The 26,447-nt window shown below is 59.2% G+C and carries 28 protein-coding genes and 1 pseudogene; 9 read left to right on the forward strand and 20 right to left on the reverse strand.

Going from position 1 to position 26,447, the window contains the following annotated elements:
* Nucleotides 1-15: 15 nt before the first annotated feature.
* Nucleotides 16-924 carry a 50S ribosomal protein L3 N(5)-glutamine methyltransferase gene (gene prmB / locus ACODSK_RS09100; protein WP_489015481.1) on the reverse strand — a complete coding sequence of 303 codons (909 nt, stop codon included), beginning with the start codon at nucleotides 922-924 and terminating at the stop codon, nucleotides 16-18.
* Between the two features lie 187 nt (nucleotides 925-1,111).
* On the opposite strand from prmB, the gene ACODSK_RS09105 reads away from it, so the two are divergent.
* From ACODSK_RS09105 to ACODSK_RS09125, 5 genes are all read left to right on the forward strand, one after another.
* Nucleotides 1,112-1,702 (forward strand): cysteine hydrolase family protein, encoded by a 591-nt coding sequence (locus ACODSK_RS09105; RefSeq protein ID WP_489015482.1) that lies wholly within the window; start codon nucleotides 1,112-1,114, stop codon nucleotides 1,700-1,702.
* A gap of 69 nt (nucleotides 1,703-1,771) precedes the next feature.
* Nucleotides 1,772-2,092, forward strand: a complete 321-nt coding sequence (locus ACODSK_RS09110) for a hypothetical protein (RefSeq protein ID WP_489015484.1) — start codon at nucleotides 1,772-1,774, stop codon at nucleotides 2,090-2,092.
* Between the two features lie 37 nt (nucleotides 2,093-2,129).
* The gene (locus ACODSK_RS09115) at nucleotides 2,130-2,687 is read left to right on the forward strand and encodes a Smr/MutS family protein (RefSeq protein WP_489015486.1); all 558 of its coding nucleotides are present in this window, start codon (nucleotides 2,130-2,132) and stop codon (nucleotides 2,685-2,687) included.
* Between the two features lie 69 nt (nucleotides 2,688-2,756).
* On the forward strand, nucleotides 2,757-3,302 hold the full coding sequence (gene folE / locus ACODSK_RS09120) for a GTP cyclohydrolase I FolE (protein ID WP_489015487.1): 546 nt from the start codon (nucleotides 2,757-2,759) through the stop codon (nucleotides 3,300-3,302).
* 58 nt (nucleotides 3,303-3,360) lie between these two features.
* A complete protein-coding gene (locus tag ACODSK_RS09125) occupies nucleotides 3,361-3,732 on the forward strand; it encodes a glutathione S-transferase N-terminal domain-containing protein (RefSeq protein WP_489015489.1) in 372 nt (123 codons plus the stop codon).
* A gap of 97 nt (nucleotides 3,733-3,829) precedes the next feature.
* Here ACODSK_RS09125 and ACODSK_RS09130 read toward each other — a convergent pair whose 3' ends face one another.
* A complete protein-coding gene (locus ACODSK_RS09130; RefSeq protein ID WP_489015491.1) occupies nucleotides 3,830-4,432 on the reverse strand; it encodes a glutathione S-transferase family protein in 603 nt (200 codons plus the stop codon).
* A 138-nt stretch (nucleotides 4,433-4,570) separates the two neighbouring features.
* On the opposite strand from ACODSK_RS09130, the gene ACODSK_RS09135 reads away from it, so the two are divergent.
* A complete protein-coding gene (locus ACODSK_RS09135; protein ID WP_489015493.1) occupies nucleotides 4,571-5,764 on the forward strand; it encodes a benzoate/H(+) symporter BenE family transporter in 1,194 nt (397 codons plus the stop codon).
* 15 nt (nucleotides 5,765-5,779) lie between these two features.
* Here the strand turns inward: ACODSK_RS09135 and ACODSK_RS09140 are convergent, their stop codons facing one another.
* The 3 genes and pseudogenes from ACODSK_RS09140 to ACODSK_RS09150 form a co-directional block, all read right to left on the reverse strand.
* The gene (locus ACODSK_RS09140) at nucleotides 5,780-6,652 is read right to left on the reverse strand and encodes a methyl-accepting chemotaxis protein (RefSeq protein ID WP_489015621.1); all 873 of its coding nucleotides are present in this window, start codon (nucleotides 6,650-6,652) and stop codon (nucleotides 5,780-5,782) included.
* Between the two features lie 39 nt (nucleotides 6,653-6,691).
* Nucleotides 6,692-7,726: pseudogene (locus ACODSK_RS09145) on the reverse strand (methyl-accepting chemotaxis protein); the annotation flags it as partial.
* A 129-nt stretch (nucleotides 7,727-7,855) separates the two neighbouring features.
* Nucleotides 7,856-9,268: an aminotransferase-like domain-containing protein gene (locus tag ACODSK_RS09150; protein WP_489015495.1), complete on the reverse strand. Its 1,413-nt coding sequence runs from the start codon at nucleotides 9,266-9,268 to the stop codon at nucleotides 7,856-7,858.
* Between the two features lie 114 nt (nucleotides 9,269-9,382).
* On the opposite strand from ACODSK_RS09150, the gene ACODSK_RS09155 reads away from it, so the two are divergent.
* The gene (locus ACODSK_RS09155; protein ID WP_489015497.1) at nucleotides 9,383-10,543 is read left to right on the forward strand and encodes an MFS transporter; all 1,161 of its coding nucleotides are present in this window, start codon (nucleotides 9,383-9,385) and stop codon (nucleotides 10,541-10,543) included.
* On the opposite strand, the gene ACODSK_RS09160 is transcribed toward ACODSK_RS09155, so the two are convergent.
* Nucleotides 10,536-11,297 (reverse strand): SDR family oxidoreductase, encoded by a 762-nt coding sequence (locus ACODSK_RS09160; RefSeq protein ID WP_489015499.1) that lies wholly within the window; start codon nucleotides 11,295-11,297, stop codon nucleotides 10,536-10,538. The genes ACODSK_RS09155 and ACODSK_RS09160 overlap by 8 nt on opposite strands.
* 231 nt (nucleotides 11,298-11,528) lie before the next feature.
* Here ACODSK_RS09160 and ACODSK_RS09165 point away from each other — a divergent pair, with 231 nt between their 5' ends.
* The gene (locus tag ACODSK_RS09165; protein WP_489015501.1) at nucleotides 11,529-12,533 is read left to right on the forward strand and encodes an NADP-dependent oxidoreductase; all 1,005 of its coding nucleotides are present in this window, start codon (nucleotides 11,529-11,531) and stop codon (nucleotides 12,531-12,533) included.
* A gap of 38 nt (nucleotides 12,534-12,571) precedes the next feature.
* On the opposite strand, the gene pyrF is transcribed toward ACODSK_RS09165, so the two are convergent.
* The gene (pyrF, locus tag ACODSK_RS09170; protein ID WP_186656029.1) at nucleotides 12,572-13,273 is read right to left on the reverse strand and encodes an orotidine-5'-phosphate decarboxylase; all 702 of its coding nucleotides are present in this window, start codon (nucleotides 13,271-13,273) and stop codon (nucleotides 12,572-12,574) included.
* Between the two features lie 178 nt (nucleotides 13,274-13,451).
* Here pyrF and ACODSK_RS09175 point away from each other — a divergent pair, with 178 nt between their 5' ends.
* The gene (locus ACODSK_RS09175; protein ID WP_489015503.1) at nucleotides 13,452-13,619 is read left to right on the forward strand and encodes a DUF2897 family protein; all 168 of its coding nucleotides are present in this window, start codon (nucleotides 13,452-13,454) and stop codon (nucleotides 13,617-13,619) included.
* Nucleotides 13,620-13,677: 58 nt separating this feature from the next.
* On the opposite strand, the gene ACODSK_RS09180 is transcribed toward ACODSK_RS09175, so the two are convergent.
* The 13 genes from ACODSK_RS09180 to ACODSK_RS09240 all read right to left on the reverse strand — a co-directional run bounded on the left by ACODSK_RS09180 (nucleotide 13,678) and on the right by ACODSK_RS09240 (nucleotide 26,440).
* On the reverse strand, nucleotides 13,678-13,995 hold the full coding sequence (locus tag ACODSK_RS09180; RefSeq protein ID WP_489015505.1) for a ComEA family DNA-binding protein: 318 nt from the start codon (nucleotides 13,993-13,995) through the stop codon (nucleotides 13,678-13,680).
* Between the two features lie 180 nt (nucleotides 13,996-14,175).
* Nucleotides 14,176-15,351: a hypothetical protein gene (locus ACODSK_RS09185; protein ID WP_489015507.1), complete on the reverse strand. Its 1,176-nt coding sequence runs from the start codon at nucleotides 15,349-15,351 to the stop codon at nucleotides 14,176-14,178.
* Between the two features lie 155 nt (nucleotides 15,352-15,506).
* The gene (locus tag ACODSK_RS09190; RefSeq protein WP_489015509.1) at nucleotides 15,507-16,472 is read right to left on the reverse strand and encodes a glycosyltransferase family 2 protein; all 966 of its coding nucleotides are present in this window, start codon (nucleotides 16,470-16,472) and stop codon (nucleotides 15,507-15,509) included.
* Nucleotides 16,469-17,740 carry an O-antigen translocase gene (locus tag ACODSK_RS09195; RefSeq protein WP_489015511.1) on the reverse strand — a complete coding sequence of 424 codons (1,272 nt, stop codon included), beginning with the start codon at nucleotides 17,738-17,740 and terminating at the stop codon, nucleotides 16,469-16,471. The genes ACODSK_RS09190 and ACODSK_RS09195 overlap by 4 nt, the downstream gene beginning before the upstream one ends.
* 14 nt (nucleotides 17,741-17,754) lie before the next feature.
* Nucleotides 17,755-18,873 (reverse strand): DegT/DnrJ/EryC1/StrS family aminotransferase, encoded by a 1,119-nt coding sequence (locus ACODSK_RS09200; protein ID WP_489015513.1) that lies wholly within the window; start codon nucleotides 18,871-18,873, stop codon nucleotides 17,755-17,757.
* 96 nt (nucleotides 18,874-18,969) lie between these two features.
* Nucleotides 18,970-19,380 carry a sugar 3,4-ketoisomerase gene (locus ACODSK_RS09205; protein ID WP_489015515.1) on the reverse strand — a complete coding sequence of 137 codons (411 nt, stop codon included), beginning with the start codon at nucleotides 19,378-19,380 and terminating at the stop codon, nucleotides 18,970-18,972.
* A gap of 2 nt (nucleotides 19,381-19,382) precedes the next feature.
* Nucleotides 19,383-19,943, reverse strand: a complete 561-nt coding sequence (rfbC, locus tag ACODSK_RS09210) for a dTDP-4-dehydrorhamnose 3,5-epimerase (RefSeq protein WP_489015517.1) — start codon at nucleotides 19,941-19,943, stop codon at nucleotides 19,383-19,385.
* Nucleotides 19,944-20,045: 102 nt separating this feature from the next.
* The gene (locus tag ACODSK_RS09215; protein WP_489015519.1) at nucleotides 20,046-21,371 is read right to left on the reverse strand and encodes a Wzz/FepE/Etk N-terminal domain-containing protein; all 1,326 of its coding nucleotides are present in this window, start codon (nucleotides 21,369-21,371) and stop codon (nucleotides 20,046-20,048) included.
* 248 nt (nucleotides 21,372-21,619) lie between these two features.
* Entirely contained in the window at nucleotides 21,620-23,614 is a 1,995-nt protein-coding gene (locus ACODSK_RS09220; RefSeq protein WP_489015622.1) for a polysaccharide biosynthesis protein, read from the reverse strand.
* A gap of 96 nt (nucleotides 23,615-23,710) precedes the next feature.
* Nucleotides 23,711-24,724: an MraY family glycosyltransferase gene (locus ACODSK_RS09225; protein ID WP_489015521.1), complete on the reverse strand. Its 1,014-nt coding sequence runs from the start codon at nucleotides 24,722-24,724 to the stop codon at nucleotides 23,711-23,713.
* On the reverse strand, nucleotides 24,721-24,888 hold the full coding sequence (locus ACODSK_RS09230; RefSeq protein WP_489015523.1) for a hypothetical protein: 168 nt from the start codon (nucleotides 24,886-24,888) through the stop codon (nucleotides 24,721-24,723). The genes ACODSK_RS09225 and ACODSK_RS09230 overlap by 4 nt, the downstream gene beginning before the upstream one ends.
* Nucleotides 24,885-25,877 (reverse strand): WaaS/CpsH family glycosyltransferase, encoded by a 993-nt coding sequence (locus tag ACODSK_RS09235; RefSeq protein ID WP_489015525.1) that lies wholly within the window; start codon nucleotides 25,875-25,877, stop codon nucleotides 24,885-24,887. Before ACODSK_RS09235 ends, ACODSK_RS09230 begins: the two co-directional genes overlap by 4 nt.
* Nucleotides 25,874-26,440 (reverse strand): serine O-acetyltransferase, encoded by a 567-nt coding sequence (locus ACODSK_RS09240; RefSeq protein WP_489015527.1) that lies wholly within the window; start codon nucleotides 26,438-26,440, stop codon nucleotides 25,874-25,876. The genes ACODSK_RS09235 and ACODSK_RS09240 overlap by 4 nt, the downstream gene beginning before the upstream one ends.
* Nucleotides 26,441-26,447: the final 7 nt, after the last annotated feature.

Here is a 26,447-nt window from a genome sequence, read left to right on the forward strand (position 1 = left end):
TAGGGCTCACAAAGATCAGACCCGCGAAGCGAACAGCGCCTGATGCTGGCGGCACTGCTCGGCGGTGAGCATGAACACGCCGTGGCCGCCACGCTCGAATTCCAGCCAGGCGAAATCCACTTCCGGGTACAGCTGCTCGACATGCACCTGGCTGTTGCCCACCTCGACGATCAGCAGGCCTTTCTCGGTCAGGTGATCCGCCGCTTCGGCCAGCATGCGCCGTACCAGGTCCAGACCATCATTGCCACAGGCCAGGCCCAGCTCGGGCTCATGGTGATATTCCGCCGGCATGTCGGCGAAGTCCTCGGCATCGACGTAGGGCGGGTTGGACAGGATCAGGTCGAAACGCTGGCCCGGCAGGCCGGCAAAGCCATCCCCCTGGACGGTGTAGACGCGCTCTTCGAGACCATGGCGCTCGATATTCTGGTTGGCCACTTCGAGGGCTTCGAAGGACAGGTCGGCCAGCACCACTTCCGCTTCGGGGAACACCTCGGCGCTGACGATGCCGATGCAGCCGGAGCCGGTGCACAGGTCGAGGATGCGCGCGGGCTCGGTGCCCAACCAGGGTTCGAAGCGCTTTTCGATCAGCTCGCCGATCGGCGAACGCGGCACCAGCACGCGCTCATCGACGATGAACGACATGCCGCAGAACCACGCCTCGCCCAGCAGGTAGGCGGTGGGCACGCGGTCGTCGATACGGCGCTTGAGCAGGCGCTGCAGCTTGACCAGCTCGTCGTCTTCCAGACGGCAATCGAGGTAGCTGTCGGCCACTTCCCACGGCAGGTGCACCGCGCCCAGCACCAGCAGGCGGGCCTCGTCCCAGGCGTTGTCGGCACCATGCCCGAAGAACAGCTCGTGCTCATGGAAACGGCTGACAGCCCAGCGAATATGGTCGCGCAACGTGCGCAGGCGGGAAGTGATCACGGCAGACTCCTTGGAAGACGACCGGCGATTCTACCAGCCCCGCGCCAGGATTGGCCGTCGCGAGGCAAATGAGCCAATCGCTGACGTAGCTGAAAGCCACTAACTACGCCGCTTGTACGCTAAGCGATTCACATCGGCGGCCAAGCAAGGGAGAATAGCCAAAAAGCCCTAGCCAAAGGAGCCCTTAATGTCTGTTCCAACGACGATGTTCCATCTCAGTGGACGCGGCTATCCGCCAGCGAAGCTGAGCAACGCCAGCCTGATCATTATCGATGCGCAAAAGGAGTACCTCAGCGGTCCCCTGGCGCTGTCGGGCATGGACGAAGCCGTGGCGAACATCGGCAAACTGCTCGAAGCGGCACGCAAGGCCGGTCGCCCGATCATCCATGTACGCCACCTCGGCACCGTCGGTGGCCTGTTCGATCCGCAAGGTCCGCGTGGCGAGTTCATCCCGGGCCTGGAACCCCAGGGCGACGAAATCATCATCGAAAAGCGCATGCCCAATGCGTTCAAGAACACCAAGCTGCATGAAACCCTGCAAGAGCTCGGTCATCTCGACATCATCGTCTGCGGTTTCATGAGCCATTCCAGCGTCAGCACCACCGTGCGCCGGGCCAAGGACTATGGCTACCGCTGCACCCTGGTCGAAGATGGCTGCGCCACCCGCGACCTGCCGTTCAAGGGTGGTGTGATTCCTGCCGCACAGATCCAGCAGAGCGAAATGGCGATCATGGCCGACAATTTCGCCTGCGTGGCGCCGGTCGACAGCCTGGTCTGACCCTGCTGGCGAACGGAACCACCTCGACGATTTCCGGTCCAAGTCCGGATCTTTACTGAGGAAATCGGCATGAAAATATCCGACGGTTTCGACGCCAAACGCCTGCGCCCGCGCCAGCCGGGCGCCTGGGGTTCGCGCCTGGCCGCGATGTTCGCCATGCTGCTGACCTGCCTCGGCGTACTGCTGGCCATGGCCGGTGCCGCCAGCCTGCTGGGCCGTCCGGCAGCCTTGGGCGAACTCAACGACAACCCCGCCGCCGCCAGCCTGATCCTGGTTGGCGGTTTGTTCGTCCTGTACCTCGGTATCTGGATCTGGCGTCGCCGCCGCTTGCGCCTGCGCCGTGGCCGCGAACTCAATCTGTCCCCGCATCTGATGAAAAAACACGACTGACTGCGTAGACTCTGCGCGGTTCTGGCGGAGGCTTTACATGCAAGACGATGATTTTTCCCTGTTCAAAAGCGAGATGCGCGGCGTCAAGCCGATCAAGCATGACCGCGCCGACACCGGCAAGGCCAAGACCGATCGCAAGCAACTGGCCAGCCTGAGGCAGAACGCCACGGTGCGCAGCGACCAGACCGTGGTCGACGGCCTGTCCGACCAGTTCGTCATCGATGTCGGCCCGGAAGACGATCTGCACTGGAGCCGCGATGGCGTCCAGGAAAGCCAGATGCGCAAGCTGAAGATCGGCCAGATTCCTTTCGAGGGCAGCCTCGACCTGCACGGTATGTCGGTGGAGAAGGCCCGGGAAATCCTCTGGGAGTTCCTTGCCGAGGCCACCCGCTTCGAAATCCGCTGCGTGCGCGTCACCCACGGCAAGGCCGTGCGCCTGGACGGCAAGCGGCCGATGATCAAGAGCCACGTCAATACCTGGCTGCGCCAGCACCCCCAGGTGCTTGGTTTCACCTCATGCCAGGCCCGTCACGGCGGCACCGGCGCGGTGTATGTAATGCTGCGCCGGACCATGCTCGAAGGACGCGACGAATAACGCCGCACTTGCGATGCTGTCACAGCCGCCGTACCCTTCGCGTTTGCGAAATACACCACAGGTAGATCCATGTCCCTGGAACAGCATTACACCGCGATCCTTGGCCAACTCGGCGAGGATGTCTCCCGCGAAGGCCTGCTCGACACGCCGAAGCGGGCCGCGAAGGCCATGCAGTACCTTTGCCGCGGTTACAACCAAACCCTGGAAGAAGTCACCAACGGCGCATTGTTCAGCTCCGACAACAGCGAAATGGTCCTGGTCAAGGACATCGAGCTGTACTCGCTGTGCGAACACCACCTGCTGCCGTTCATCGGCAAGGCTCACGTTGCCTATATCCCGAGTGGCAAGGTCCTGGGCCTGTCCAAGGTGGCGCGGATCGTCGACATGTATGCCCGTCGCCTGCAGATCCAGGAAAACCTCAGCCGCGAAATCGCCGAGGCGATCCAGCAGGTCACCGGCGCCGTTGGCGTGGCGGTGGTCATCGAAGCCAAGCACATGTGCATGATGATGCGTGGTGTGGAGAAGCAGAACTCGTCCATGATCACCTCGGTGATGCTGGGTGAATTCCGCGAAAATGCGGCGACCCGCAGCGAGTTTCTCAGCCTGATCAAGTGATCGGGTGCGTTATCCGGGCCGACCTTTTCAGGTCGGCTTTTTATTGCGAGGAATCATCATGATCGTCAAAGCCCTGCGGGTCGGCCTCGGCCAGCTGATCGTCCTTCTTGACTGGGTCAGCCGCCCGGCGAAGCTCAAGCGCGATCCGGCTGCGCAAGCCAGGGTCGAAGAGCAAGCCCGTGGCCTGAGCCTGTACCAGTTCCATGCCTGCCCGTTCTGCGTGAAAACCCGCCGCACCCTGCACCGCCTGAACGTGCCGGTGGCCCTGCGCGACGCGAAGAACAACGAACAGGACCGCCAGGCCCTGCTCGAAGGCGGTGGCCGGATCAAGGTGCCGTGCCTGCACATCGAAGAAGATGGCAAGACCACCTGGATGTATGAGTCCAAGGCGATCATCGATTATCTGAACAAGCGGTTTTCTGCGGTGTAACTGCTGACGTCATCGCTGGCAAGCCAGCTCCCACGAAATCGCGTGCACCACTGAACCCGTGGGAGCCGGCTTGCCGGCGATGAAGCCAGCAGCGGCATCAATCCACCATCGGCACATGCCGCGGATGCTCGGCCACCCGCGCCAGCCACTCCCTGACCTTCGGGTAGGCCGCCAGGTCGAAGCCGCCCTCATGGGCGACATGGGTGTAGGCATACAGCGCCACGTCGGCGATCGAGAACTGCTCACCCACCAGGTACGGCGTTACCTCCAACTGCCGCTCCATCACCTTCAGCGCCTTGTGCCCGCCTTTGTGCAGCTTGCGGTATTCCTCCAGGCGCTCGTCCGGCAGCCCCAGGTAGAACTGGATGAAGCGCGCCACGGCAATGTACGGCTCATGGCTGTACTGCTCGAAGAACTGCCATTGCAGGACCTGGGTGCGCAAACGTGGCTCGCTCGGCAGGTACTCGCTGCCGTCGGCGAGGAAGTTGAGAATCGCGTTGGACTCCCACAGGCAGGTGCCGTCTTCCAGTTGCAGCACAGGCACCTTGCCGTTGGGGTTCATTGCCAGGAACTCCGCGGTCTGCGTCTCCCCCTTGAGAATATCCACCGGCTGCCAGGTATAAGGCAGATCGAGCAGATGCAGCATCAGCTTGACCTTGTAGCAGTTGCCCGATTGGTAATCCCCGTAGACCTTGTACATCGTGCCCCTCCCCTTTTCTTGCGCAAAAAACCGACCGCTGACTGTACGGCTAAATGCAACGCTCGCTGTACCGCACTGGCGTGCACTGCCCACGGTAGTCTGAAAAATCTGCTTACACCGAAGAACAAGGACTATGCCATGCCCAACGCCACTTCCGCACAACTGCGGCCGCTGGCCGATTCGTCTCCCTCGGCGGTGGTCGCCGGCTTTATCGCCATGCTCACCGGCTACACCAGCTCGCTGGTCCTGATGTTCCAGGCCGGCCAGGCCGCGGGACTCACCAGCGCGCAGATTTCCTCGTGGATCTGGGCCCTGTCCATCGGCATGGCAGTGTGCAGCATCGGCCTGTCGTTGCGCTACCGCACGCCGGTGACCGTGGCCTGGTCGACCCCCGGTGCGGCGCTGCTGATCACCAGCCTGGGCGGCGTGACCTACGGCGAAGCCATTGGCGCCTACATCACCTGCGCCGTACTGGTGGTGATCTGCGGCCTGACCGGAAGCTTCGAGCGCCTGGTACGGCGGATCCCGGCTTCGCTGGCCTCGGCCTTGCTGGCAGGGATCCTGTTCAAGATCGGCAGCGAAATCTTCGTCGCCGCCCAGCACCGCACCACCCTGGTCCTGGGCATGTTCTTCAGCTACCTGCTGGTCAAGCGCGTGTCGCCGCGCTATTCGGTGCTGGCGGCGCTGCTGGTGGGCACCGGGCTGTCGGCAGTCCTCGGCCTTCTGGATTTCAGCGGTTTCAAGCTGGAGGTGGCGACGCCGGTATGGACCACACCAAGCTTCTCCCTCGCCGCGACCATCAGCATCGGCATCCCGCTGTTCGTGGTAGCGATGACCTCGCAGAACATGCCCGGCGTCGCCGTGCTGCGTGCCGATGGCTACCAGGTGCCGGCCTCGCCGTTGATCTCGGTGACCGGCATCGCCTCGCTGCTGCTGGCGCCGTTCGGCTCCCACGGGGTCAACCTGGCCGCCATCAGCGCCGCCATCTGCACCGGTCCGCACGCCCATGAAGACCCGAACAAGCGCTACACCGCCGCGGTCTGGTGCGGGATTTTCTACGGTATCGCCGGGACCTTCGGCGCCACCCTCGCCGCGCTGTTCGCCGCCCTGCCCAAGGAACTGGTACTGTCCATCGCCGCCCTGGCCCTGTTCGGCTCGATCATGAACGGCCTGAGCGTGGCGATGAACGAGCCCAAGGAGCGCGAGGCGGCGCTGATCACCTTCATGGTCACCGCCTCCGGCTTCACTCTGTTCTCGATCGGTTCGGCGTTCTGGGGCATCGTTGCCGGGGTGCTGACCTTGCTCATCCTCAACTGGCGCAAAGCCGCCTGACAGCCGCTTCCGGACTCAGATCCGGAAGTGCCCGACCATCCCCTTCAGTTCCGCCCCCAGCTGCGCCAGCTCGATACTCGAGCTGGCGTTGCCGCGCATGGCCATCGCCGATTGATCGGCACTGCTGCGGATCTGGGTGACGCTGCGGCTGATCTCCTCGGCCACCGAGCTCTGCTGCTCCGCCGCTGCGGCGATCTGCTGGTTCATCTGCTGGATCAGCGACACCGCGCTGGCGATGCTGCCCAGGGCGCTCTCGGTTTGTAGGGCATCAGCCACCGCCAGCTTGACCAGCTCGCCGCTGTCCTGGATCTGCGCCACCGACGCCTGGGCGTTGCTGCGCAGACTGCTGACCAGACGCTCGATCTCGCCGGTGGATTGCTGGGTGCGCTGGGCCAACGCCCGCACCTCATCCGCCACCACGGCAAAGCCTCGGCCCTGCTCGCCGGCACGGGCGGCTTCGATGGCGGCATTGAGCGCCAGCAGGTTGGTCTGCTCGGCGACGCTCTTGATCACCTCCAGCACCGAGCCGATGTGCTGGATCTCGGCGCTGAGGCTTTCGATGCTGTGGCTGGCGGAGTCCGCCGCACTGGCCAGGCGCTCGATGCGCTGCATGCTCTGGCGCACCACCTGCTGACCGCTTTCCACCTTGCCGTCCGCCGCCTGCGCGGCCTGCGCCGCCTCCTCGGCATCGCGGGCGACACTGTGCACCGTGGCGGTCATCTGCTGCATGGCGGTGGCTACCTGGTCGGTCTCGTCCTTCTGGCTGCTGACTTCGCGATTGGTCTGCTCGGTCACCGCCGACAGGGTGTGGGCGCTGCTGGCCAGTTTATCGATACCGCTCTGCAGACCACTGACGATGCCGCTCAGGCCGCTGCCCATCTGCTGCATGGCCAGCAGCAACTGGCCCACTTCGTCACGACGATCGACGCTGATTTCGCCACGCAGGTCGCCGGCGGCGATCTCCTGGGCCCGACCGATCACCCGCCGCAGCGGCAGGACAATGGCCCGGGTAATCAGCACCGCCGCGACCACGCCGACCAGCAGCGCCGCCAGTGACGAGACCAGAATCAGCAGCGCGTTGCGCTTCAGCTCGCTTTGCATGCTGGCGTCGATTGCCCCGTTGATCTGCTCGACCCGCGCGGTGACCTGCTCGGCACGCTCCTGCAACTGCTTGCGCAACTGCGCCTCGCGCGCCAGCAGGTCGGTGTACTCGCCGAGTTTCTCGCCGAAGCTGGCGATGTGGGTGGTGACTTCGCCAAGCACGCTCTGGTAGCCCGGGTCCTGCACGCTGGCCTTGAGCTGGTCGGCCAGTTGCGCAGCCTGCTCGGCCTGCTCAATGCGGCCTTGGCGCTGATCCTCGGCGCCCTTGCGGTTCTGCTCCAGGCGTACCCGCGCCTCGTCCATGGCCTGCAGCATCAGCCGCGCCACCTGGGCCACCTGGCCGGCCTGCTCGACGAACTCGGCACCCTTCTGGCCCTGGGAATCCTTCAGGGTCCAGGTGCCGTCATCGGACAGCCCGGACTGCAGGACATCCAGGTTGTTGGCGACGCTGGACACCGACCAACTGGCCATGTCCAGGGCCAGCTCCTTGGACTGGGTCAGCTCGACGAATTCATCGAAGGCTTTGCGGTAGGCCGCGAGCGCATCGGCGACGTCGCTGCCGGCCAGGTCGGGCAACAGCGCGGCCTGTTCGTTGAGGGCATCGACGCCCTTGCGTAGCGCATCGGCCTCCTTGGGATCGGAGCGCTGGGCATAGCGCTGCTCGTGCAGGCGCAGCGCCAGCACGCCATTGTTGAACGCGGTGATCTGCTTGAGGCCATCGAAGCGCTGACCCAGACCATAAAGTGCGGCGATACCAATCGCGGCAACCACCGCCGTCAGCAACAGAACAAGAGTGAATCCCAGCCCCAGCTTGCGGGCCATGCCCAGGTTGGCAAAACCGCCATTCGCGCCCGACTTCATTGCTCGCTGCCCTCTCGTGCTGCCCTTGGAAAACGCCGGATATCCAAGAGCGCAGAGTGGCAACGGCGCCGGGGACAGCACAAGACACCGGGGTCGCAATAATGGCAAAAAGCTACGGAGCCGTCGTTTTCAGGATGCTGGAGGTCGCCGCGACGATGCTTGCGCCACCGCCTGGAAAAACCCTTGGGCACGCCGGTCGCGGGCGTAGGCGACGTTGATCCGCAGCCACTGGCTGTCGCGCCCCTGCGGGTCGAAGGCCGAGCCTGGCGACAGCAGCACACCCTGCTCCTGGGCAATGGCTTGCAGGTCAGCGAAATCGATACCAGCGTAGCGGGTCCAGACGAACATGCCACCGTAGGGCTCGGCAAACACCTCCCAGCCGTTGGCCTCCAGCAGGCGCAAGGCGCTGGCCATATGCTCGGCCAGCCGCACGCGCAGGCGCTGCACGCTCTTGCGATAGACCCCGCTGCCGAGCAGTTGCGCCACCACCTGCTCGGCAAAGCGCGACGCGCCGATGCCGGTGACCATCTTCACTTCCGCCAGCCGGGCGACCAGGGGCGCATCGGCGACCAGGTAGCCGACCCGTAGCGAACTGCTGAGGGTCTTGGAAAAACTTGCCAGGTAGATGACCCGTTGCTGGCTGTCCAGGGTGATCAGGCGGGTGGCCGGGCCTTCCTGGAAATCGGCGTAGATATCGTCCTCGACGATGCGCAGGTCGTGCTCGCCGGCCAGTTCCAGCAGGCGCTGCGCGGTACGCGGGCTCAGGCTGGTGCCGGTGGGATTCTGGTAGAGGCTGTTGATGAACAGGTAGCGCGGGGCATGGGTCCGCAGCAATGCGGCCAAGACGTCCAGGTCCGGCCCTTCGGGCGTGCGCGGCACCTCCAGCATGCGCACGCCATGCAGGCGCAGCAGGTTGTAGAGGTTGTAGTAACCGGGGCTTTCCACCAGCACCGTGTCACCCGGCCTGAGCAGGGTGCGTACCAGCAGGTCGAGGGCCTGGCTGGCGCCCTGGGTGGCGAGGATCTGCTCGGGCTGCACCTGGATGCCGATCAGGGCCAGGCGCTTGCGCACCTGCTGGCGCAACGCGGTCAGGCCCAGGGGCGGGCCATAGCCGAACAGGTCCTGCTCGGCACCGCGACTGACCTGGCGAATCGCCAGGGCGATCTCGTCGCTCTGCCGCCAGCTCGCTGGCAACCATCCGCAGCCCAGGCGCAGCAGGTCTTCCTGTTCGTCGCTGAACAGCCGCCAGCGACCTTCGGCGCCTTCGTCCCACGCCGGCTCTTCGGCGAACGGCGCCTGCCCCCTGCGCTCGGCGACAAAAAAACCGACGCCGTGCCGGGCCTCCAGCCAGCCCAGCGATACCAGGCGATCGTAGGCTTCGATGGCGCAGGACTGGCTCACGCCCTGCTCGCGGACCAACTGGCGGATCGAAGGCAGGCGCGTCCCGGGACGCAAGCGCTGACTGACGATCCACTCGCGCAAAGAGTCGGCCAGTTGTTGCACCAGGGGAATGGACAGTTGTCGATCGACGTTCAGTTGCATGGCGAAGGTGTTCGGTCATTTTGGCCAAACAGTTAATCACAAAAGTCCCGGGACTGTGCCTTTTCCCTCCAGCGCCTGCTTCGGACAATCGGCGAACCTTTCAAGGAGCCCTCCATGCAGAGCCGTCACGCCCCCGCCACGCTGGCCTTGGCCCTGTGCCTGGTGACCTTCGCCGTCAACCTCCAGGCCCCCCTGTACACCACCTACGCTGCGCTCTCCGGCCAGGGTGCGGCGGCGACCGCGGTGGCCTTTTCCGGGTATGTGGTCGGCGTCTTGCCGGTGTTGCTGTTGCTCGGCGGGCTGGCTGATCGGGTCGGGCACAAGCGCCTGATCCTGGCAGCGCTGTGTCTGTCGATGCTGGCCACCGGCTTGATGCTGCTGGCCCCCGGCCTGACCACCCTGGCTTTCGCCCGCACCCTGCTGGGCGTCGGAACGGCACTGGCCTCGGCGACCGGCACCGCCTACATGTGCGAATTGCTCCATGACGGCGACAGCCGCGCAGCAGCGAACCGGGTCACGGCCAGCACCTCGCTCGGTTTTGGCCTCGGCGCGGCGGTGACCAGCCTGTTCCTGCTGCAAGGACCGAGCCTGGCGCCGGGCAGCTTTCATCTGCATCTGGCCCTGGCGTTCGTCGCTGGGCTGGCGGTCCTGCGCCTGCCGGACCCGGTGCAACGTCGCAACACGGTGCTGCTGCGCCTGCCGTTCTATCCACCGGGCAGCCTGCCTTATGGCCTGGCGATCCTGCTGGCGTGGGCTTGCGTCGGCCTGGTCATTGCGTTGATGCCGTCGATCCTCGCCCGTCATCAGTTGGCCAACTGGTCGGGGATGTCGACCTTCTGCGTAATCAGTTGCGGGCTGTTGTTCCAGCCCCTGGCCCGGCGCATGGCCCCGGGCCGCTCGACCTTGCTGGGTTTGCTGGTGCTGCCCTGCAGCTACGCGCTGCTGGCCTGGGGGGCTCATGGCGGGCTACTGGCGGCGGTGCTGCTGGGCGCCATCGGTGCCAGCAGCGCCTGCTACGGCTTTATCTACCTGGGGGGATTGTCGGCGGTGACTACCTTGGCCGGTGCGGAAAAAACCCGCGCCAGCGCCGGATTCTTCCTGCTCGCCTACCTCGGCTTCAGCCTGCCGGTGATTTTTACTGGACTCATTGCCGACCGCCTTGGCGCCGGCCCGGCGCTGCTGCTGTTCGGCGTCCTGCTGCTGGCCGGCTGTCTGGTGGTCGCAGGCACGCTGTTGCGCGCCGGCAGGAACGCTGCGCTGGCAACGATCAGATAGCCGTCGCGCCACCGTCCACGGCCAGGGCATGGCCGGTGGTGAACGCCGCGCCATCGCTGCACAGATAGAGCACTGCGGCGGCGATTTCCTCGACCTTGCCGATACGCCCGACCGGATGCATCGCTGCGGCGAACTCGGCCTTGCGCGGGTCGGCCTCATAGGCGCGGCGGAACATATCGGTGTCGATCACCGCCGGGCACACCGCGTTGACCCGGATCTGCTTCTTCGCATACTCGATGGCAGCCGACTTGGTCAGGCCGATCACCGCATGCTTGGATGCCGCGTAGATGCTCATCTTCGGCGCGGCGCCCAACCCGGCCACCGACGCGGTATTGACGATCGCCCCGCCGCCCTGGGCCAGCAGCAACGGCAGCTGGTATTTCATGCACAGCCACACGCCCTTGACGTTGACGCCCATGATGGCGTCGAACTCCGCCTCGCTGCCTTCGGCCAGACGGCCTTGCTCGATCTCGATACCGGCGTTGTTGAAGGCGTAGTCGAGACGGCCGTAAGCCTCGATGGTGCGCGCCATCAACTGCTGTACCTCGGCATCCTTGGTGACGTTGCACGCTACGAAGATCGCCTCGCCACCTGCTGCACGAATGCCTTGCACCGTGGCCTCGCCACCGGCCACATCGAGGTCGGCTACCACCACTTTCAGCCCTTCCCGGGCAAAGGCCAGGGCCGTGGCCCGGCCGATACCGGCCGCGGCGCCGGTGACCAGGGCGACCTGGCCGCTAAACGTCATACTCATCGATAGCTCCTGCAACAGGTTGAGGACAGTGGTCGGCAGTCTAGTCAGGCCGGTGCTCGCTTGGGCAGCATCATCAAGGTGCCGGTTAAGGCGCCATGCAACCTGATGATTATCCATGGCACCCTTCATCATCTTGCTGGATGCTCGGGTATTCGCTACGGCGGGCGAACTTGCCGAGCAGGCTGCAAGGGTCTATCACAAAGCTTTTGCCCAATCCTTCGCGAGGCTTTCATGACTGCCCAGACCAATCGCCGCTTCCTGCTCGCCAAACGCCCGGTGGGCGCGGTGAGCCGAGACGACTTCAGCTTCGAACAGGTACCGGTAGGCGAACCCGCCGACGGCCAGGTGCTGGTGAAGAACCTGTACCTGTCCCTCGACCCGGCCATGCGCGGCTGGATGAACGAAGGCAAGTCCTACATCCCGCCAGTCGGACTGGGCCAGGTGATGCGTGCCCTGGGGGTTGGCGAGGTGGTTGCCTCACGCAATCCCAAGTTCGCCGTGGGCGATCATGTCAACGGCGCGCTGGGCGTGCAGGACTACTTCCTCGGCGAGCCCCAGGGCTTCTACAAGGTCGACCCGAAGCTGGTGCCATTGCCCCGTTACCTTTCAGCCCTGGGCATGACCGGCATGACCGCCTACTTCGCCCTGCTCGATGTCGGCGCGCCCAAGGCCGGCGAGACCGTGGTGATTTCCGGTGCCGCCGGCGCGGTGGGCAGCATTGCCGGGCAGATCGCCAGGATCAAGGGCTGCCGCGTGGTGGGGATCGCCGGTGGCGCACAGAAGTGCCAGTACCTGACGGACGAACTGGGCTTCGACGGGGTGATCGACTACAAGGCCGAAGACGTGCTGGAAGGCTTGAAGCGCGAGTGCCCGAAAGGTGTTGATGTATTTTTCGACAACGTCGGCGGCGAGATCCTCGATGCGGTGCTGAGCCGCCTGAACTTCAAGGCCCGGGTGGTGATCTGCGGTGCCATCAGCCAGTACAACAACAAGCAGGCGGTGAAAGGCCCGGCCAACTACCTGTCGCTGCTGGTCAACCGTGCGCGGATGGAAGGCTTCGTGGTGATGGACTATGTCAGCCAGTATGCGGCGGCAGGCCAGGAAATCGCCGGCTGGCTGGCCAGCGGCAAGCTGAAGAGCAAGGAAGATGTGGTGGAGGGGCTGGAGACCTTCCCCGAAACACTGCTCAAGCTGTTCAGCGGGGAAAACTTCGGCAAGCTGGTGCTGAAGGTGTGAAACAAAACGGGGCTCTGTAGCGAGCCCCGTTTTTCGTATCAACCGCGGATTTCCGCAACCACGGCCGCCAGCGCCTTGGCCGGGTCGGCCGCCTGGCTGATCGGCCGACCGATCACCAGGTAGTCGGAACCGGCATCCAGCGCCTGACGCGGAGTAAGGATGCGACGCTGGTCGTCCTGGGCGCTGCCTGCCGGACGGATACCCGGAGTCACCAGTTGCAGGGACGGATGCGCAGCTTTCAGGGCCGGCGCTTCCAGGGCCGAGCAGACCAGGCCATCCATGCCTGCCTTTTCGGCCAGGGCCGCCAGGCGCAGCACCTGCTCCTGCGGTTCGATATCCAGGCCGATACCGGCCAGGTCCTCACGCTCCATGCTGGTCAGCACGGTCACGCCGATCAGCAACGGCTGCGGGCCGCTGCGCTTGGCCAGCTCCTCGCGGCAGGCCGACATCATGCGCAGGCCACCGGAACAGTGCACGTTGACCATCCACACGCCCATCTCGGCGGCGGCCTTGACCGCCATCGCCGTGGTGTTGGGGATATCGTGGAATTTCAGGTCGAGAAAGACTTCGAAGCCCTTGCTGCACAGGGTTTCGACAATGCCGGAAGCGCTGCTGGTGAACAGCTCCTTGCCGACCTTCACCCGACACAGCGCAGGGTCCAGCTGATCGGCCAGCTTCAGGGCAGCGTCACGGGTGGGAAAATCCAGGGCGACAATCAGGGGCGTCTGGCAGGCGGACATGTGCAGGGTCTCTTGGCAAGTCGAAAACGGCGCGCATTGTAAACGATGCGGCGCTGTAGCGGGGGCCGCCGATCACGAATTAGCCTCGCACGCGGCCGGTCCTATAATGGAACCAATTCGGTCAAGTTTTACTCGATATTACAGGTACGGCCTAATTTGCCGTCCGAAGGAGAGCACCATGCCCTGGTATGCCTGGTTGATTCTGTTGGTGGCGATCGGCTCGATCGTGGGTGGCCTGATGATGCTCAGGGACACCGCGAAGAAGCTGCCATTGACGGATGAACAGTTGCGACGGATCCACGAACGTAATGCGGAGATGGATGCCAAGGAGGCGCAGGACCGTTAGCCCTGCCGCCTGCCAAAAAGGCCGATCGCAAGGATCGGCCTTCCAGCCTCCGGTGGCTTCAGTTCACCGTCAACTGGTCGCGGTTGCGCTCCAGCAATGCCTTGCCGATCCCCTTGATCTCCAGCAGTTCGTCCACCGAAGCGAAGTCACCGTGCTCCTCGCGATAGGCGACGATGGCTTCGGCCTTGGCCTTGCCGATGCCACTGAGCCGGCTTTGCAGTGTGGAGGCATCCGCCTTGTTAAGGTCGAGGGCGACTTGCTGTTGCTCTGCTACTACCGCAGGGACGGGTGCCGAGGTATCGGGCGCGGCGCTGAGAGGCAGGGAGAAGGCGCCGATCAGGGCGAAGACAAGCGAAGCGAAGTAGGTGTGGCGCATGGTTGGAACTCCTAGAAGAACGAATGACTAGGCAGCGTTTCCTTGGCTGCCTGAATCAAGTTAGCCCCTCATAGAAGAAGATCAAATTCCTTGAACGATCAAAAAGTTACAAGGTAAAACCAGGCACCTGTGCTTGCCTGAAAATGCACCGGAAACGGCCCTGCCAGCTCGTCGAGCTTTTCAGAGTACTTCAGTTTTTCCAGGCGGTAAGCCTTCGCCGCGCAACCTCAGGCTTTGGATCAGAATGCTCAAAGAAACGATGGCGACTACAAAGTAAGGGTTGGTCAAACCATTGGCCGTAACCAGCAGGATTATCGCCAGTGGCAGACTGCTCAGGCCAATCGCCAGGAACATGAGCACCAGCGGGATCAGCACGAGTATTCCGTAGACCACCACCGAGTAGGTGAAGGAATTGAACCAGATTCCCGCAGCAATCCCGGGATTGGCCAAATCCCTCAAGGCCTCATAATTCGGCAGGAAAAGGTTTTGGCTATCGACGAACACCCGGGTGAACGGCTCCACGACACGGATGGAGAGACTGCCCCCCCCTTCCAGGGTTTCCATGACACGGACGGGCAAAATCGGTATCACCCCCGACAAGACCAACCCGGCGAAAACCAGGGCAAACGGCAACAGAATCGCCACATATAGTGGGCTGACAAAGCGCATCAGCGATAGCACGATGAAAATGAACCCCAGTGCAGAGGTCGACAGCAAGACTGCTGCACTGAACAGCCCCCACAACCAGTAACGCTTACACGCTGCCGTGTAGATCAACGCAGGCGCAACGAAGGTCGCAAAGTAGCTGGGTTCCTTGAACACGCCACCGCTGCGGAAGCCCTGCGTTGCGATATCCAGCCCAAGTACCGAGTTCGGCTGGATGTCCAGCGGTGTATCGACATAGGCGAACACCACACCAAACAAATGGTAGGCCAGGACCTGGACGATCAACATCAGCGAGAAGACGACCGAGAGCTTCATATAGCTGCTGATCAGGCACGCAGAAAAATCCGGCCGGCGGCATACGGCCAGAAAAATGAAGAACGCCGAAATATAAAGCGCCATCCTAGCCAGTACGAAGACGCCCTCTGGATAGTCGCTTATGTAGAAGAAGGCCGATACGCAGGACAGGGCGATGATCGCGGTCAGGCCAGCCATGCAGACAATATCGATCTTGCGCAGTGACAAGGCACCGATGACCAGACACCAAAACACCGCCAGGTCGCCAACGGAGAATTTTCCGATCCCATTCAGATTGGCAAGAATCGGCGCCAGCAGAAAGCACAAGCAGAACAGCTTGCCAAAAAAGCCGATCCTGACGACAGGCTGTTGCATTCCGGATTCAACCACACGCATCGAAGCTCCTGGACGACCCGTTTGGTGATCGAGTCGACGCTGCTGATAGAACCAGGCGCCTATTCACCATCTGGCGAATAGACGCTCTCCGTCTCGCGCAGCAGCAAATATAGGGGTTGTTATTACCTGCTCACTCTATATGTGCTGCGTGAAATTTACGCAACACGCTTCAAGGTCGTCCGCAAGCGCTGGAGCAAACCCACCGTCATGCTCATTACCAAAGGATTGGAAAGTAAGCCGATTGCCGCACCAGTCAACAAGCGTTTGAAGCCTGAACAATATGAAAGCAGGTATGGCCGCAACTGCCTGACCTTTTCCGGATTGCGCTTGATTACCTGGCGATACACCTCACCTAGCACATAGCGATATCCGCCGCGCTGGCAGGCCTCCTCAAGTTTCCGATCATCCGGGTAGTGTTTTCTGATGACATCCAGAGTACGCAACGACTCATCCAGCAACTCAAACGTACGGTCGCTGGCACCCCGCCCATGCTTCCTGTATTTGCCATAGACACCGGGCAACTCTACGACCTTGCCCTTCATCGCAACCTCAAGGTCGAAGATCCAGTCGGAAACGACAGGGAAACTCGGATCAAAGCCATGTGCAGGACAGGCGGAACGTCGAACCATCACGGAGGATGCCCCGGGAATCCCGCCCTTGGTGATGAGGTCGTAGACATCGTTGATTCTTTCTTTTTCGGTGGTATTGCTGGTAAAGAGAATCTCGCCAGTCTGATGAAGGAAGATCTCTACCGGATGATAAGAAAGCACCACCTCGGGATCTTCGAACAGTTTCACCTGTGCTGCGATCTTTCCAGGCAAAATAAGATCGTCACCGCCCATCATGGCTACGAGCTCCCCTGTGCAGGCACCAAGGGCTGCATTGCAATTACCGGTAATGCCCAGGTTTACCGGATTCAGCACAGGCTTTATCTGCAGCGGATACTTTTCCTGATACGACTTGATAACGGCCTGAGTACCGTCCGTGGAAGCATCGTCGGCAACGACAATTTCCAGATTCGGATAGTCTTGCAAGATGACACTGTCTATCGTCTCACCAATCAAATCTTCCTGATTATAGGTCACAATCATGACCGATACTTTTGGAGAGTAATTGCTCACACATCACTTCCTGCGTTAGGTTTGGCTTTCATCAACGGTACCGTCGCGGTGCCAACCAGAAGCCAATAAAATAAATAAGTCGCTGCATGCGCAAGCGCCACACCCTGCAGGCCGATCCAATCGGTAAACAGACGGGTCAACAGCACGAACAGTGCTGCGCACGTTATCTCAAACAGGATGAAGCGCTTGACCATCGCCTTGCCCAGCATCAAATAGGCCAGGAGCCAGCTACCGATCTTCAAGGTATCTCCGACCATCTGCCAGGCAAACAATTCGCGCATGGGCTGAAACTCTGCCGTGAACAGCAAGCCAATGATCAAGTCACGGAAGACATAGGCGAAAAGCCCGCACGCCATGGACAAAGGAAGGATCAGCCGGTAGCCATTGAGAATCTCGCGACGCAGCATGGCCGGATCATTGAGTTCCGAGAGCCGCGGCAAAAAGTAGACACTCAAGGTGGTCGTCGCCACGATGAGATAGGCAGAACTCAAACGCCATAGCGCTTCCCAGAAACCAGCAGCTTCCCAGCCAAAGCTATCGCCAAGCTGATTACGCACCAGAATATGGCTAACTGGCACACTGACAGCAGAAACCAGGGCCATCAGAGTGAACTTGGAGAGGTTAATTAGCGCACGTTTCTCAATCCCGCCAAGCAAGTAACCAAGCTTGAACCAGGCTGCTTTTCGGCAGATCCACAGTGTGACGAAAAAGGCCAGGGACTGATATATAGCCAGCGCGACAAGTGCGCCATATAGACCATAAATGATAGTCATGAGTGCTGTCGCGAACAACGCGAACAGACTCCCGGCTATATTGGCGAACACATAAGACAACACCTCTTTCTTGCCATTGAGAATACTCAGCAGCAAAGTGTTGAACGTGAACAGCGTGAGTGTTGCGGCAAACCACAGGAATACACCACCGTACTCCTCGTCTTGCAAAAACCAGGATGCCAACTGCTGATTGAGCAGCGCGATTGCCAGGGACGTGATCAGCGACCCCACTAGCGCGACGGTGCCGGCGGTGCGCCATACAACCCGCTGTTCGTCAGGCTGATCATGATACTCCGCGGTGTATTTGGTCACCCCGGTGTTGATCGCACCACTGGCAAAGGTGGTAATCATCTGCACGGCATTCTGAAACTGCCCGAGGGCGGCATAACCTGCCGGCCCGACGTAAACCGCAAGTATCTTGTTGATACCCAGCAAGGTCAGCATTTTCACAAGTACAGCAATGCCATTCAGCATACTGGTTTTAATGAGTGTCATGGATCAGCAACACTCTACAGCTGGAAGCTGTTGCAGGCAGCGATGACTTTTTCCGCATCGGCAACATCCAGAATCGGACTAAGCGGCAAGCTCAGCACTTCTTGATGAATGGCCTCGGTCAATGGGAAGGACAAATTATTCATGTCCTTGTAAGCCCCCTGCTTGTGAGGAGGAATTGGGTAGTGAATGATAGTCTGGATCCCGTGTGCGGCAAGGTGCGCCTGCAACTTGTCACGGTTCTGGCAACGGATGACGAACAAGTGCCAAACATGTTGCTCGTAAGCAAGAACATCAGTATCGGTTGGCAATGGCAACTGAATCGCGCTGTTATTGATGCCCTGCAGGTACTGAGTGACGATGTTGCGACGATGCCGGGTATGGGCATCCAGATATTTCAGCTTCACACTGAGCATCGCCGCCTGGATTTCATCAAGCCGGCTGTTCACGCCTTCGTAGAGATTCTTGTACTTCTCGTGCGAACCATAGTTACCAAGGGCGCGAATGACTTTGGCCAGTTCGTCATCGTTGGTGGTGACAGCACCCGCATCGCCGAGCGCACCGAGGTTCTTGCCAGGGTAGAAGCTGAATCCGGAGGCATCACCCCATGCACCAGCTTTCTTTCCATCAATGGAAGCGCCATGGGACTGGGCAGAGTCCTCCAGGATCAGCAGGTTGTGCGTTTTGGCGATGGCCACCAACTCAGGCATCGGGGCCAGTTGCCCATACAGATGGACCGCGAGAATCAGTCGAGTTCTCGCGGTGATTGCCTGGCGGACACCTTCAGGGCAAAGGTTGAAAGTCCGTGCATCCGGCTCGACGAGAACAGGCACCAGATTGTTTTCAGTGATGGCAAGGACACTGGCGATATAGGTGTTGGCCGGGACGATCACTTCGTCGCCATCCTTCAACTTGCCGAGTTCTTTCCAGGCACGAATGGTCAGGATCAAGGCATCGAGACCATTGGCAACGCCGATGCAATGGCGTGCGCCACAATAATCGGAGAATTGCTTTTCAAACTCCGCAAGCTTACGACCGTGAATATACCAACCCGAATCGATCACTTCGGTTGCCGCCTCGACAAGCTCACTCCGCAACTGCTTGTTTACACCGGCGAGGTCCAAAAAAGAAACCATGCTGTTCTCCAGTCCCGCGCGAGTATAGTCAAGCGCAGGTTAACTCCATTAATACAGTGAGAAACGGGCTACAGAAGCTCGAAACCCAATGACAAATCAGCCTACCTGCATGCCTTGAGCTGCCAGGAAACTGTCGTAATCGCGAATGTAATCGCTTTCATCGTAAACTTCGCTAGCAAGAACCAGCAGTACGCAGTCCTTGCTGAATTCGTGCATTTCACGCCAGATCATGCCATCGATCAACAGCCCCTTGTCCGGGCGATCGAGCCATACTTCTTCGCGAACCTGACCATCATCCAGAATCATTTTGCATTTCCCGGATACACAGATCGCTACTTGTTTCAATTTCTTGTGCGCGTGATAACCACGACTAACGCCTTCTACCGTGTGGTACAGGTAATAAACCCTTTTTACGGCAAAAGGAACGACAGTACCGTCGTCGATCGCGACAAGGCTTCCCCGTTCATCCCCATGAGTCTGGAGTTCAATCAAATTGACCAGACTCATCTTTATACACCCTCGATTTGGGAAAACAGCGATGCTTCCTGATCTTTTTCACTAATGATCAAGTGATCCAGCTGTGGCCACTCGATGCCCAGGTCAGGGTCATTCCAAAGAATCGCGCCCTCAGACTGCTTGGCATAATAATCCGTGGTCTTGTACAGAACGTGGCTGTCGTCTTCTAGAGCGACAAACCCATGGGCAAAACCTTCTGGAATCCACAGCGTGCGCTTGTTCGACGCATTCAATTCTACGCCGACCCATTGACCGAAGGTCGCCGAGCCCTTGCGGATATCTACCGCAACATCGAAAACAGCGCCTTGAACGACACGGACCAATTTACCTTGAGCATGTGGCGGCTTTTGATAATGAAGCCCACGGACCACCCCGACCTTGGAGCACGACTGATTGTCCTGGACAAAGGACCGGGGCGTTGGAAGACCCAGAGCTTGCAACTCGGAGTGAAAACGCGCTTCGTTGAAGCTCTCCATGAACCAGCCACGGTCGTCCGTGTAAATGCTGGGCTCCAGGATAACCACGTCTGGAATACGAGTTTGTGTGAGTTTCAAGACGTCTACCTCCTATCGATTTTTGCACCAAGGGCCATCGTGGACGGCCCTGGAAAGGTCTGATTCGAATGATGATCGAACAGTGTTGGTGAGCGAGCTCTGTCAGTCCAGCAACACCTTGGCTTTTGCGGCAGGCAATACAGGCCCGCTCAGGTCAAGATTTTGTGGAGTAACCGACATCAGGCGTACGAGTTCTCGAACTCCTGCGACCCCAAGACCAAACATCAAACCAAGTAATGCGCCCAACGCGATCACAAGAGCCTTTTGGGGCTTGAGCGGCGATGTTGGTTGAACAGCACGGCGGTCGACGTCGACAAGCTGCACATCGCCGACATCGATACTCAACGCTTTAAGACGCAGGGCCTCCTTGCGCTGAGCATCAATGTCGATATAGAGGTCTTCGTTTGTACGACTCTTCAACGCTTGAACTTCACGGTTGACCTGAAGCATCTGCAGCTCTTTGGCGATCTGAGAAACACGTACGTCAGTGAATTCATCCGAACCACGCTGATTCAAGGCTGCGCGCTCTGCCTCAAGAGCGTCTGTGCCCATGAAGTACAAGGGAATCGCCTGATTGTTGACTTCGGTTCTTACACCTGAAAAAGATTTCGCGTCGGACTCACCTAGCGAAGATGGTGTCGTTGGCTTTTTGATCCCCAGGGAACGAGCAACCGTGATCGCTTCGTTCAGTTGGGCAATTCGATCTTTACGGAGCGTTTTCAATTGCCGGCGAAGTGCAGCCAACTCATCCTGCAACTGAGCACGACGGATTTCATCGCTTTCTTCAAGGCGAGCGATCTTGGAGTCCTTATCGAACGCATAGGAAGTGCGGGCATTAACGATAAATTTTTCGATCTCGCTTAGCCGGTTAGCCAGAATCCCGTCGAAGTCCGACTCGAGGCTAGCACGCTGAGCCTGAAGCGTGAAATCCACAAAGCGGTTGAGCAACTGCACACCATCAACCTTGCTGGAGTAATTCAACTCCAGCAATACCGAGGTAGTACCACTGGTCGCGCTGTCATCTCTCATAACGCGAAGCGCATTACGGTTGAACTCTTCGAAGTTTTGCTCAGGCGTTTTTCCAGAGTCCTTTATATTTTCAAAAAGTTCTGGATTAGCCCGATAAAACGCCAGGCGGTTCTCATATGACTCCAGCGCCGCATAGACTCGCTGCAGTGCTGTTTCAGGAGACAGGCTGTAAATCTGTGATCGGTTGATAACGTCCAGTGCCTTTATCTGGGTCGGGCGAAGAGTGCTGCTCACACGATATTCGGGAGTGGCAAGGAACGCATACAACGATGCCAATACTGTAAACAGGAGCATGACAAAGAGAATCAAGCTCTTTTGCCGCCACATGGCTCTGAAGAGAGAGAACAAGTCAAGCTCGCCACGCTCATGCATGCTTGGAATTCTGGTTACACTACTCACGTGTCGCACCTGCCCTGGAAATTAAACTTCAGCTTCGCTTTTTCAAAGCAGATCAAGCTGTACGGGTGTTTACTAAGCGAAAAAGGACGCACCGAGACCTGTCTGCCCCCCTAAAGCTTGAGCATTCTGCCACCGCTACCACCCTTTTGAAATCATGCGCTTGGGTTTTGCCTGGCAGCACTTCCACACAGAAGACAAGCGGCGGCTGCATGCAGGGCCGCTCAGGGATGGCAACCGCCGCAAGATGATCAGGGATCCTGGCGACGCTGCTGATAGATCAGATCGACAATGTCGCCATCAGGCGTGTAACCACTGACTGACTCGCGCAGCAACTGGCGAACCTTCGGATAATCGCCGCCCCCGACTGCCACAAGCAGATCCTGAATCCGCAATTTCAGAACCTCCCAGGCCAGGTAGTCCTCGTTGGCGCTCATGATCATCGGATGAGGTGTTACGACCACGTTCTCGCCGATCAGCAACTCCTCATAAAGTTTCTCGCCGGGGCGCAAGCCGGTGAACTCGATGGAGATGTCACCATGAGGGTTTTTTTCGGAGCGAACACTGAGACCCGATAGATGGATCATTTTTTCAGCCAACTCGACGATCCGCACCGGCTCCCCCATGTCCAACACGAACACATCCCCACCTTGCCCCATGGAGCCGGCCTGAATCACCAACTGTGCAGCTTCGGGGATGGTCATGAAATAACGGGTGATCTTAGGGTGGGTCACGGTCAACGGACCGCCGGCCTTGATCTGTTTGTGGAACAACGGAATCACCGAGCCGGATGAGCCCAGGACGTTGCCGAAGCGCACCATCGTGAATCTGGTCTTGTTGACTTGGGCCACGTTGCCATTTTCCCCGAACAGCACAGGCGCCACTTCCTTGCTCAGCGCCTGCAGCACCATCTCAGCCAAACGCTTGGTACTACCCATGACGTTCGTCGGACGAACGGCTTTGTCCGTGGAGATCAACACAAAGTTTGACACGCCTGCACGCAACGCAGACTGAGCAGTATTCAACGTACCAATAACGTTGTTAAGCACACCTTCAGCGATGTTGTGCTCAACCATTGGCACGTGCTTGTAAGCTGCCGCATGGTAAACAGTATCTACATGCCAGGTCTGCATAATGTCGAGGAGCAGATCCGGATTGCGGATCGAACCCAGAATCGGCAGAACCCTCACCGCCAGCGACTCACGGGTAACGCGCTGCTCCAGCTCGCTGAGAATACTGTACAGGTTGAATTCGCTGTGTTCGAACAACAAGAGGGTAGTTGGCTGGCAGCCCAGTATCTGCCTGCATAGTTCAGAGCCGATGGAACCACCAGCGCCGGTCACTAGTACCGACTTGCCCTTGATACAGTGCTCCAGAAGACTCTCCTGGGCGGGTACCGAGTCACGCCCGAGAAGATCGGCGATATCTACCTCTTGGATATCATCGACCTTGACCTGGCCACTAGCGAGATCCATGAAACCAGGAACGCTGCGGACATGAAGCGGAAAGCGCTCAAGATGTCCGAGGATTTCGCGCCGACGTGCACGACTTGCGGAAGGAATGGCCAGCAGGATTTCCTGGACCCCTGGTACGTCGATGAGCTTCTGGATATTTTCCGGGTGATACACCGGCAATCCTGAAATCACATGATCAACGATGCTCGGGTCGTCATCGATGAAGGCTACAGGACGCATCACTCGCCCCATGCGCAGGGCAGCGACAAGCTGGTTGCCAGCGGCGCCAGCACCATAAACCGCGACCTTCGTCAGGCCATCGTCCCGGTTGGAGAATGGAACATGTTGGGTCGCGGAGAACCAGTCACCCAGAAAGTACTGACGCATGGCCAGGCGCAATCCACCGATCATGATCAGGCTCAACCACCAGTAGTTGAAAATGATCGAGCGGGGAACCACTGCCTGATGACTGCTGTACCAATATACAGCGAGCGTAAGGATCAGCGATGACAGACTGACGGCCTTGATGATCGCCACCAGCGCATCGTTGCCGAAGTAGCGCATCACCGCTCGATACATACCGAAACGAATGAAAAGGGGAATGGCAATCACCGGCGCCACAATGAACAGCCACCCATGCTGGACCATCGGGTTGATCATTTCATCGATACCGAGGCGGACCACGAACGCCAACCACAGGGCGAACCAGACCAGCACGATATCGGCAGATACCTGCATCAACCGTTTTAGCTTGCGCGGCAACCCAAGCAATTTAGCCCTGAACCTGTCCATAACCCCTTCCAGCATCATTACTACTTCCAATCTTTAAACGATTTCGCTGTAGTTCAAACGGCCCATCCAGACCGCGACATATCCCAACCCAGCGGGTTAACTCTCAGGCTTCCCGGCACCGAACTTGACTGCAAGGACAACCAGCGGGGCATAGGCAACGAGCAATCCAACGATACCATCCACACCCTGACATGCTACAACCCAAGCCATCGGAAGCAACCATAACAGGTTGATCAGAAGAACCCCGAGAGTCACCGGCAAATGCTTTCCATAGCTGCGGGAAGCATACTGATATGCGTGGGTTCGATGAGCTTCGTAGACTTTCTGGCCAGCCATCAGGCGGCGAACCAGAGTCACCGTGGCATCCACTATGAACACGCCCAGCAGAATCAGCCAAGCCCAGAACAACTGGCTATCCGACCAGGCAGCGTGCAGTGCCAGGATACCCAAGGCGATCCCGAGAAACCCACTCCCGGCGTCGCCCATGAAGATGCGAGCGGGCGGAAAGTTCCAGAACAGAAAACCGGCGACTGCGAGCGCCAGGACCGATGCAGGCCAAATCAGCGCGAAATGCCCCGTAACCAGATAGATTGCGCACATACCAAGAGTGGCGCACATCGCCTCCACACTGGCAAGTCCATCAATGCCGTCCATGAAATTGTAAAGATTGAGCATCCATACCAGATAGACCGCAGCCAACAAGGTCCCCAACCAGCCCAGGTCCAGAACGAAGCCGAATACGTTCAACGCTGGTAATCCACCCAACCAGAACAGCGCCCAAGCCGCCCCGGTAAAGTGCCCTAGCAAACGCCAACGCGCGGCGATATGGCCGTGGTCGTCCATGAAGCCGATAATCGCGATCAATGCTCCCGCGCCCAACAGTGCGAGCATGGCTTCGAGCGACAGTACCCCCTGCACCCAACCGAGAGGAAGTGCCGCCAGGAAACTCAGAACGATCGCAACGCCACCTCCCCTTGGCGTCGGCACTGTATGGGAACTACGCGCATTGGGGATATCAATCAGACTCGTGGAAAGCGCATAACGTCGCAACGCACCAGTTATCAATAGCGAGGCACCGGCCACCAAAGGGAGAACAAGCCAGAGATTCATTGGGTTAAACCTGATTTTCGTAAAATTGGAAAATCCATTTTGACCACGGCAAAAGGAAACTGTGTCATCGGACTGCAACCAACACCCTCGCCCGCAACGTGCGCTGAAGAGCAATAGAGGCTGCACTTATCCAAGAAGACGCCCTCGACAAGCAGAGTTTTCATCCCAGCTCCTTCTCGAGTATTTCGTCCAGCCAACCCTCAAGCCGATAGCGCTCATAGATAGACCGCTCAACATCCACATACGGCGTCCGCAAGAACTCTTCCGGCACAACAGGATCGTTTCGATCGATAACGCATATATTGCTTGATGAAAAAAAGTCGTACGACTGCACACTCGCGTTGGTTGTCACCAATTTCTTCCGAGCACCCAGCGTCTCCAGTGTCCTCATGGTCAACCCGGTTTGCCGAGGATGCTCAATATCGAGCACTGCGGCTGACCCGAAAAATACTCGCTGTACGTCTGCCTTGGTCAAGGGGGTGAACTTGAAATCGGCAAGCCTGGCAGGACGGAACCCAGGATTGATTAGCCGGTACGCCCAATAAACCCATTTTGCCTGAAGGAATAGATACCAGTGCGCTCGAACCTCGCTGCCGAGCCCCTTGGCTACTTTCGAGGCAACGGCATAGCGGTCGCTATGGGCAGTACCCACGAAGCTGATATCCCACTGCACGGGAACATCCGCTCCTGCCTCGAAGCCTCTGGAGAAGAATAAAGGCCTGAAATGGATGTTGTACTTACTGGCGTCACCCTGCTCGAAGGTGAAGACATGATCAAAATATCGCAAGTTGCTAATCGCATCTTTTCGATTACCAAACGAGTCCCACATATAGAGGAAGAACTTGGCATTCTTAAAACTATTGCGCCACTCCTCGAGTATCTCCGCGGAGAGCGTCTGCCCATTAACCACGAACACATAATCATAATCAGCATTAAAATTCGTGTTGGCACGGTAGTAGCGATCAGCGGCCGACATTACCCACTGGCGGCGCCAGCGAGTAACAGCCTTGAGAAATGGAGACGTGAAAGGTCGGTCAAGAAGAAAGTCGACTCGTGCTCCACGTCGTTCGATCTCACTTCTGATTTCTTGCTCATAGCCAAAAAACTGAGGAGCTACGAAGAGCACTTTCTTGTTAGCCAGTGAATACTTCACGCCATTCCATTCCGCGTCTTGAGAATCTTCGCCGGAACCCCGCCCACCACACAGTGGTCCGGTACCGACATCAGCAATACAGCATTCGCGGCAACAGTTACACCATCGCCCACCCGGATACCGCCAAGCACCTTCGCTCCGGCGCCCAACATAACGCAGTCACCCAATACCGGACGATGATCCTCGTCATAAGTAAAATCGAGATCTCGCGCTCCGACTGTCACACCTTGATAGATAATCGCATTACTGCCGATGCGATAGGCACCGATGACTGTTCCTTGGGTGTGAGGGAAAAACAACCCTGGGCCAATTTTACAGTTCACCGCGATTTCAATACCGAAGAACATGAAGTTCAGCATTGAAAAAATCTTCGCCAATGGGGACAACCGACAACGTTGGCTGCTATACGCCAAGCGGTAGAGCAACACCGGCGCAAAGCGGGGCGAAAGCATGCCAAGACACAGCCTGAGCCGGGATACGTCCGGGCGAGCGCCAAACAATTCCCGGTGGCGACTGACATCCATGGACAGCAAGCGAAACAGCCCAATTTCATCCGAGTTCATTGGAAAA

This window comes from Pseudomonas sp. FG98 (assembly GCF_057808595.1).

Coding starts and splice junctions, on each gene's coding strand:
- ACODSK_RS09105 (WP_489015482.1), top strand. CDS start 1,112: ATGTCTGTTCCAACGACGATGTTCCATCTCAGTGGACGCGGCTATCCG.
- ACODSK_RS09160 (WP_489015499.1), bottom strand. CDS start 11,297: ATGAGTATGACGTTTAGCGGCCAGGTCGCCCTGGTCACCGGCGCCGCG.
- ACODSK_RS09115 (WP_489015486.1), top strand. CDS start 2,130: ATGCAAGACGATGATTTTTCCCTGTTCAAAAGCGAGATGCGCGGCGTC.
- ACODSK_RS09165 (WP_489015501.1), top strand. CDS start 11,529: ATGACTGCCCAGACCAATCGCCGCTTCCTGCTCGCCAAACGCCCGGTG.
- ACODSK_RS09155 (WP_489015497.1), top strand. CDS start 9,383: ATGCAGAGCCGTCACGCCCCCGCCACGCTGGCCTTGGCCCTGTGCCTG.
- ACODSK_RS09220 (WP_489015622.1), bottom strand. CDS start 23,614: ATGGACAGGTTCAGGGCTAAATTGCTTGGGTTGCCGCGCAAGCTAAAA.
- ACODSK_RS09175 (WP_489015503.1), top strand. CDS start 13,452: ATGCCCTGGTATGCCTGGTTGATTCTGTTGGTGGCGATCGGCTCGATC.
- ACODSK_RS09180 (WP_489015505.1), bottom strand. CDS start 13,995: ATGCGCCACACCTACTTCGCTTCGCTTGTCTTCGCCCTGATCGGCGCC.
- ACODSK_RS09240 (WP_489015527.1), bottom strand. CDS start 26,440: ATGAACTCGGATGAAATTGGGCTGTTTCGCTTGCTGTCCATGGATGTC.
- ACODSK_RS09135 (WP_489015493.1), top strand. CDS start 4,571: ATGCCCAACGCCACTTCCGCACAACTGCGGCCGCTGGCCGATTCGTCT.
- ACODSK_RS09140 (WP_489015621.1), bottom strand. CDS start 6,652: ATGCAGCAGATGGGCAGCGGCCTGAGCGGCATCGTCAGTGGTCTGCAG.
- ACODSK_RS09195 (WP_489015511.1), bottom strand. CDS start 17,740: ATGACACTCATTAAAACCAGTATGCTGAATGGCATTGCTGTACTTGTG.
- ACODSK_RS09185 (WP_489015507.1), bottom strand. CDS start 15,351: ATGCGTGTGGTTGAATCCGGAATGCAACAGCCTGTCGTCAGGATCGGC.
- ACODSK_RS09225 (WP_489015521.1), bottom strand. CDS start 24,724: ATGAATCTCTGGCTTGTTCTCCCTTTGGTGGCCGGTGCCTCGCTATTG.
- pyrF (WP_186656029.1), bottom strand. CDS start 13,273: ATGTCCGCCTGCCAGACGCCCCTGATTGTCGCCCTGGATTTTCCCACC.
- ACODSK_RS09150 (WP_489015495.1), bottom strand. CDS start 9,268: ATGCAACTGAACGTCGATCGACAACTGTCCATTCCCCTGGTGCAACAA.
- ACODSK_RS09200 (WP_489015513.1), bottom strand. CDS start 18,873: ATGGTTTCTTTTTTGGACCTCGCCGGTGTAAACAAGCAGTTGCGGAGT.
- ACODSK_RS09205 (WP_489015515.1), bottom strand. CDS start 19,380: ATGAGTCTGGTCAATTTGATTGAACTCCAGACTCATGGGGATGAACGG.
- ACODSK_RS09125 (WP_489015489.1), top strand. CDS start 3,361: ATGATCGTCAAAGCCCTGCGGGTCGGCCTCGGCCAGCTGATCGTCCTT.
- ACODSK_RS09110 (WP_489015484.1), top strand. CDS start 1,772: ATGAAAATATCCGACGGTTTCGACGCCAAACGCCTGCGCCCGCGCCAG.
- ACODSK_RS09230 (WP_489015523.1), bottom strand. CDS start 24,888: ATGAAAACTCTGCTTGTCGAGGGCGTCTTCTTGGATAAGTGCAGCCTC.
- folE (WP_489015487.1), top strand. CDS start 2,757: ATGTCCCTGGAACAGCATTACACCGCGATCCTTGGCCAACTCGGCGAG.
- ACODSK_RS09130 (WP_489015491.1), bottom strand. CDS start 4,432: ATGTACAAGGTCTACGGGGATTACCAATCGGGCAACTGCTACAAGGTC.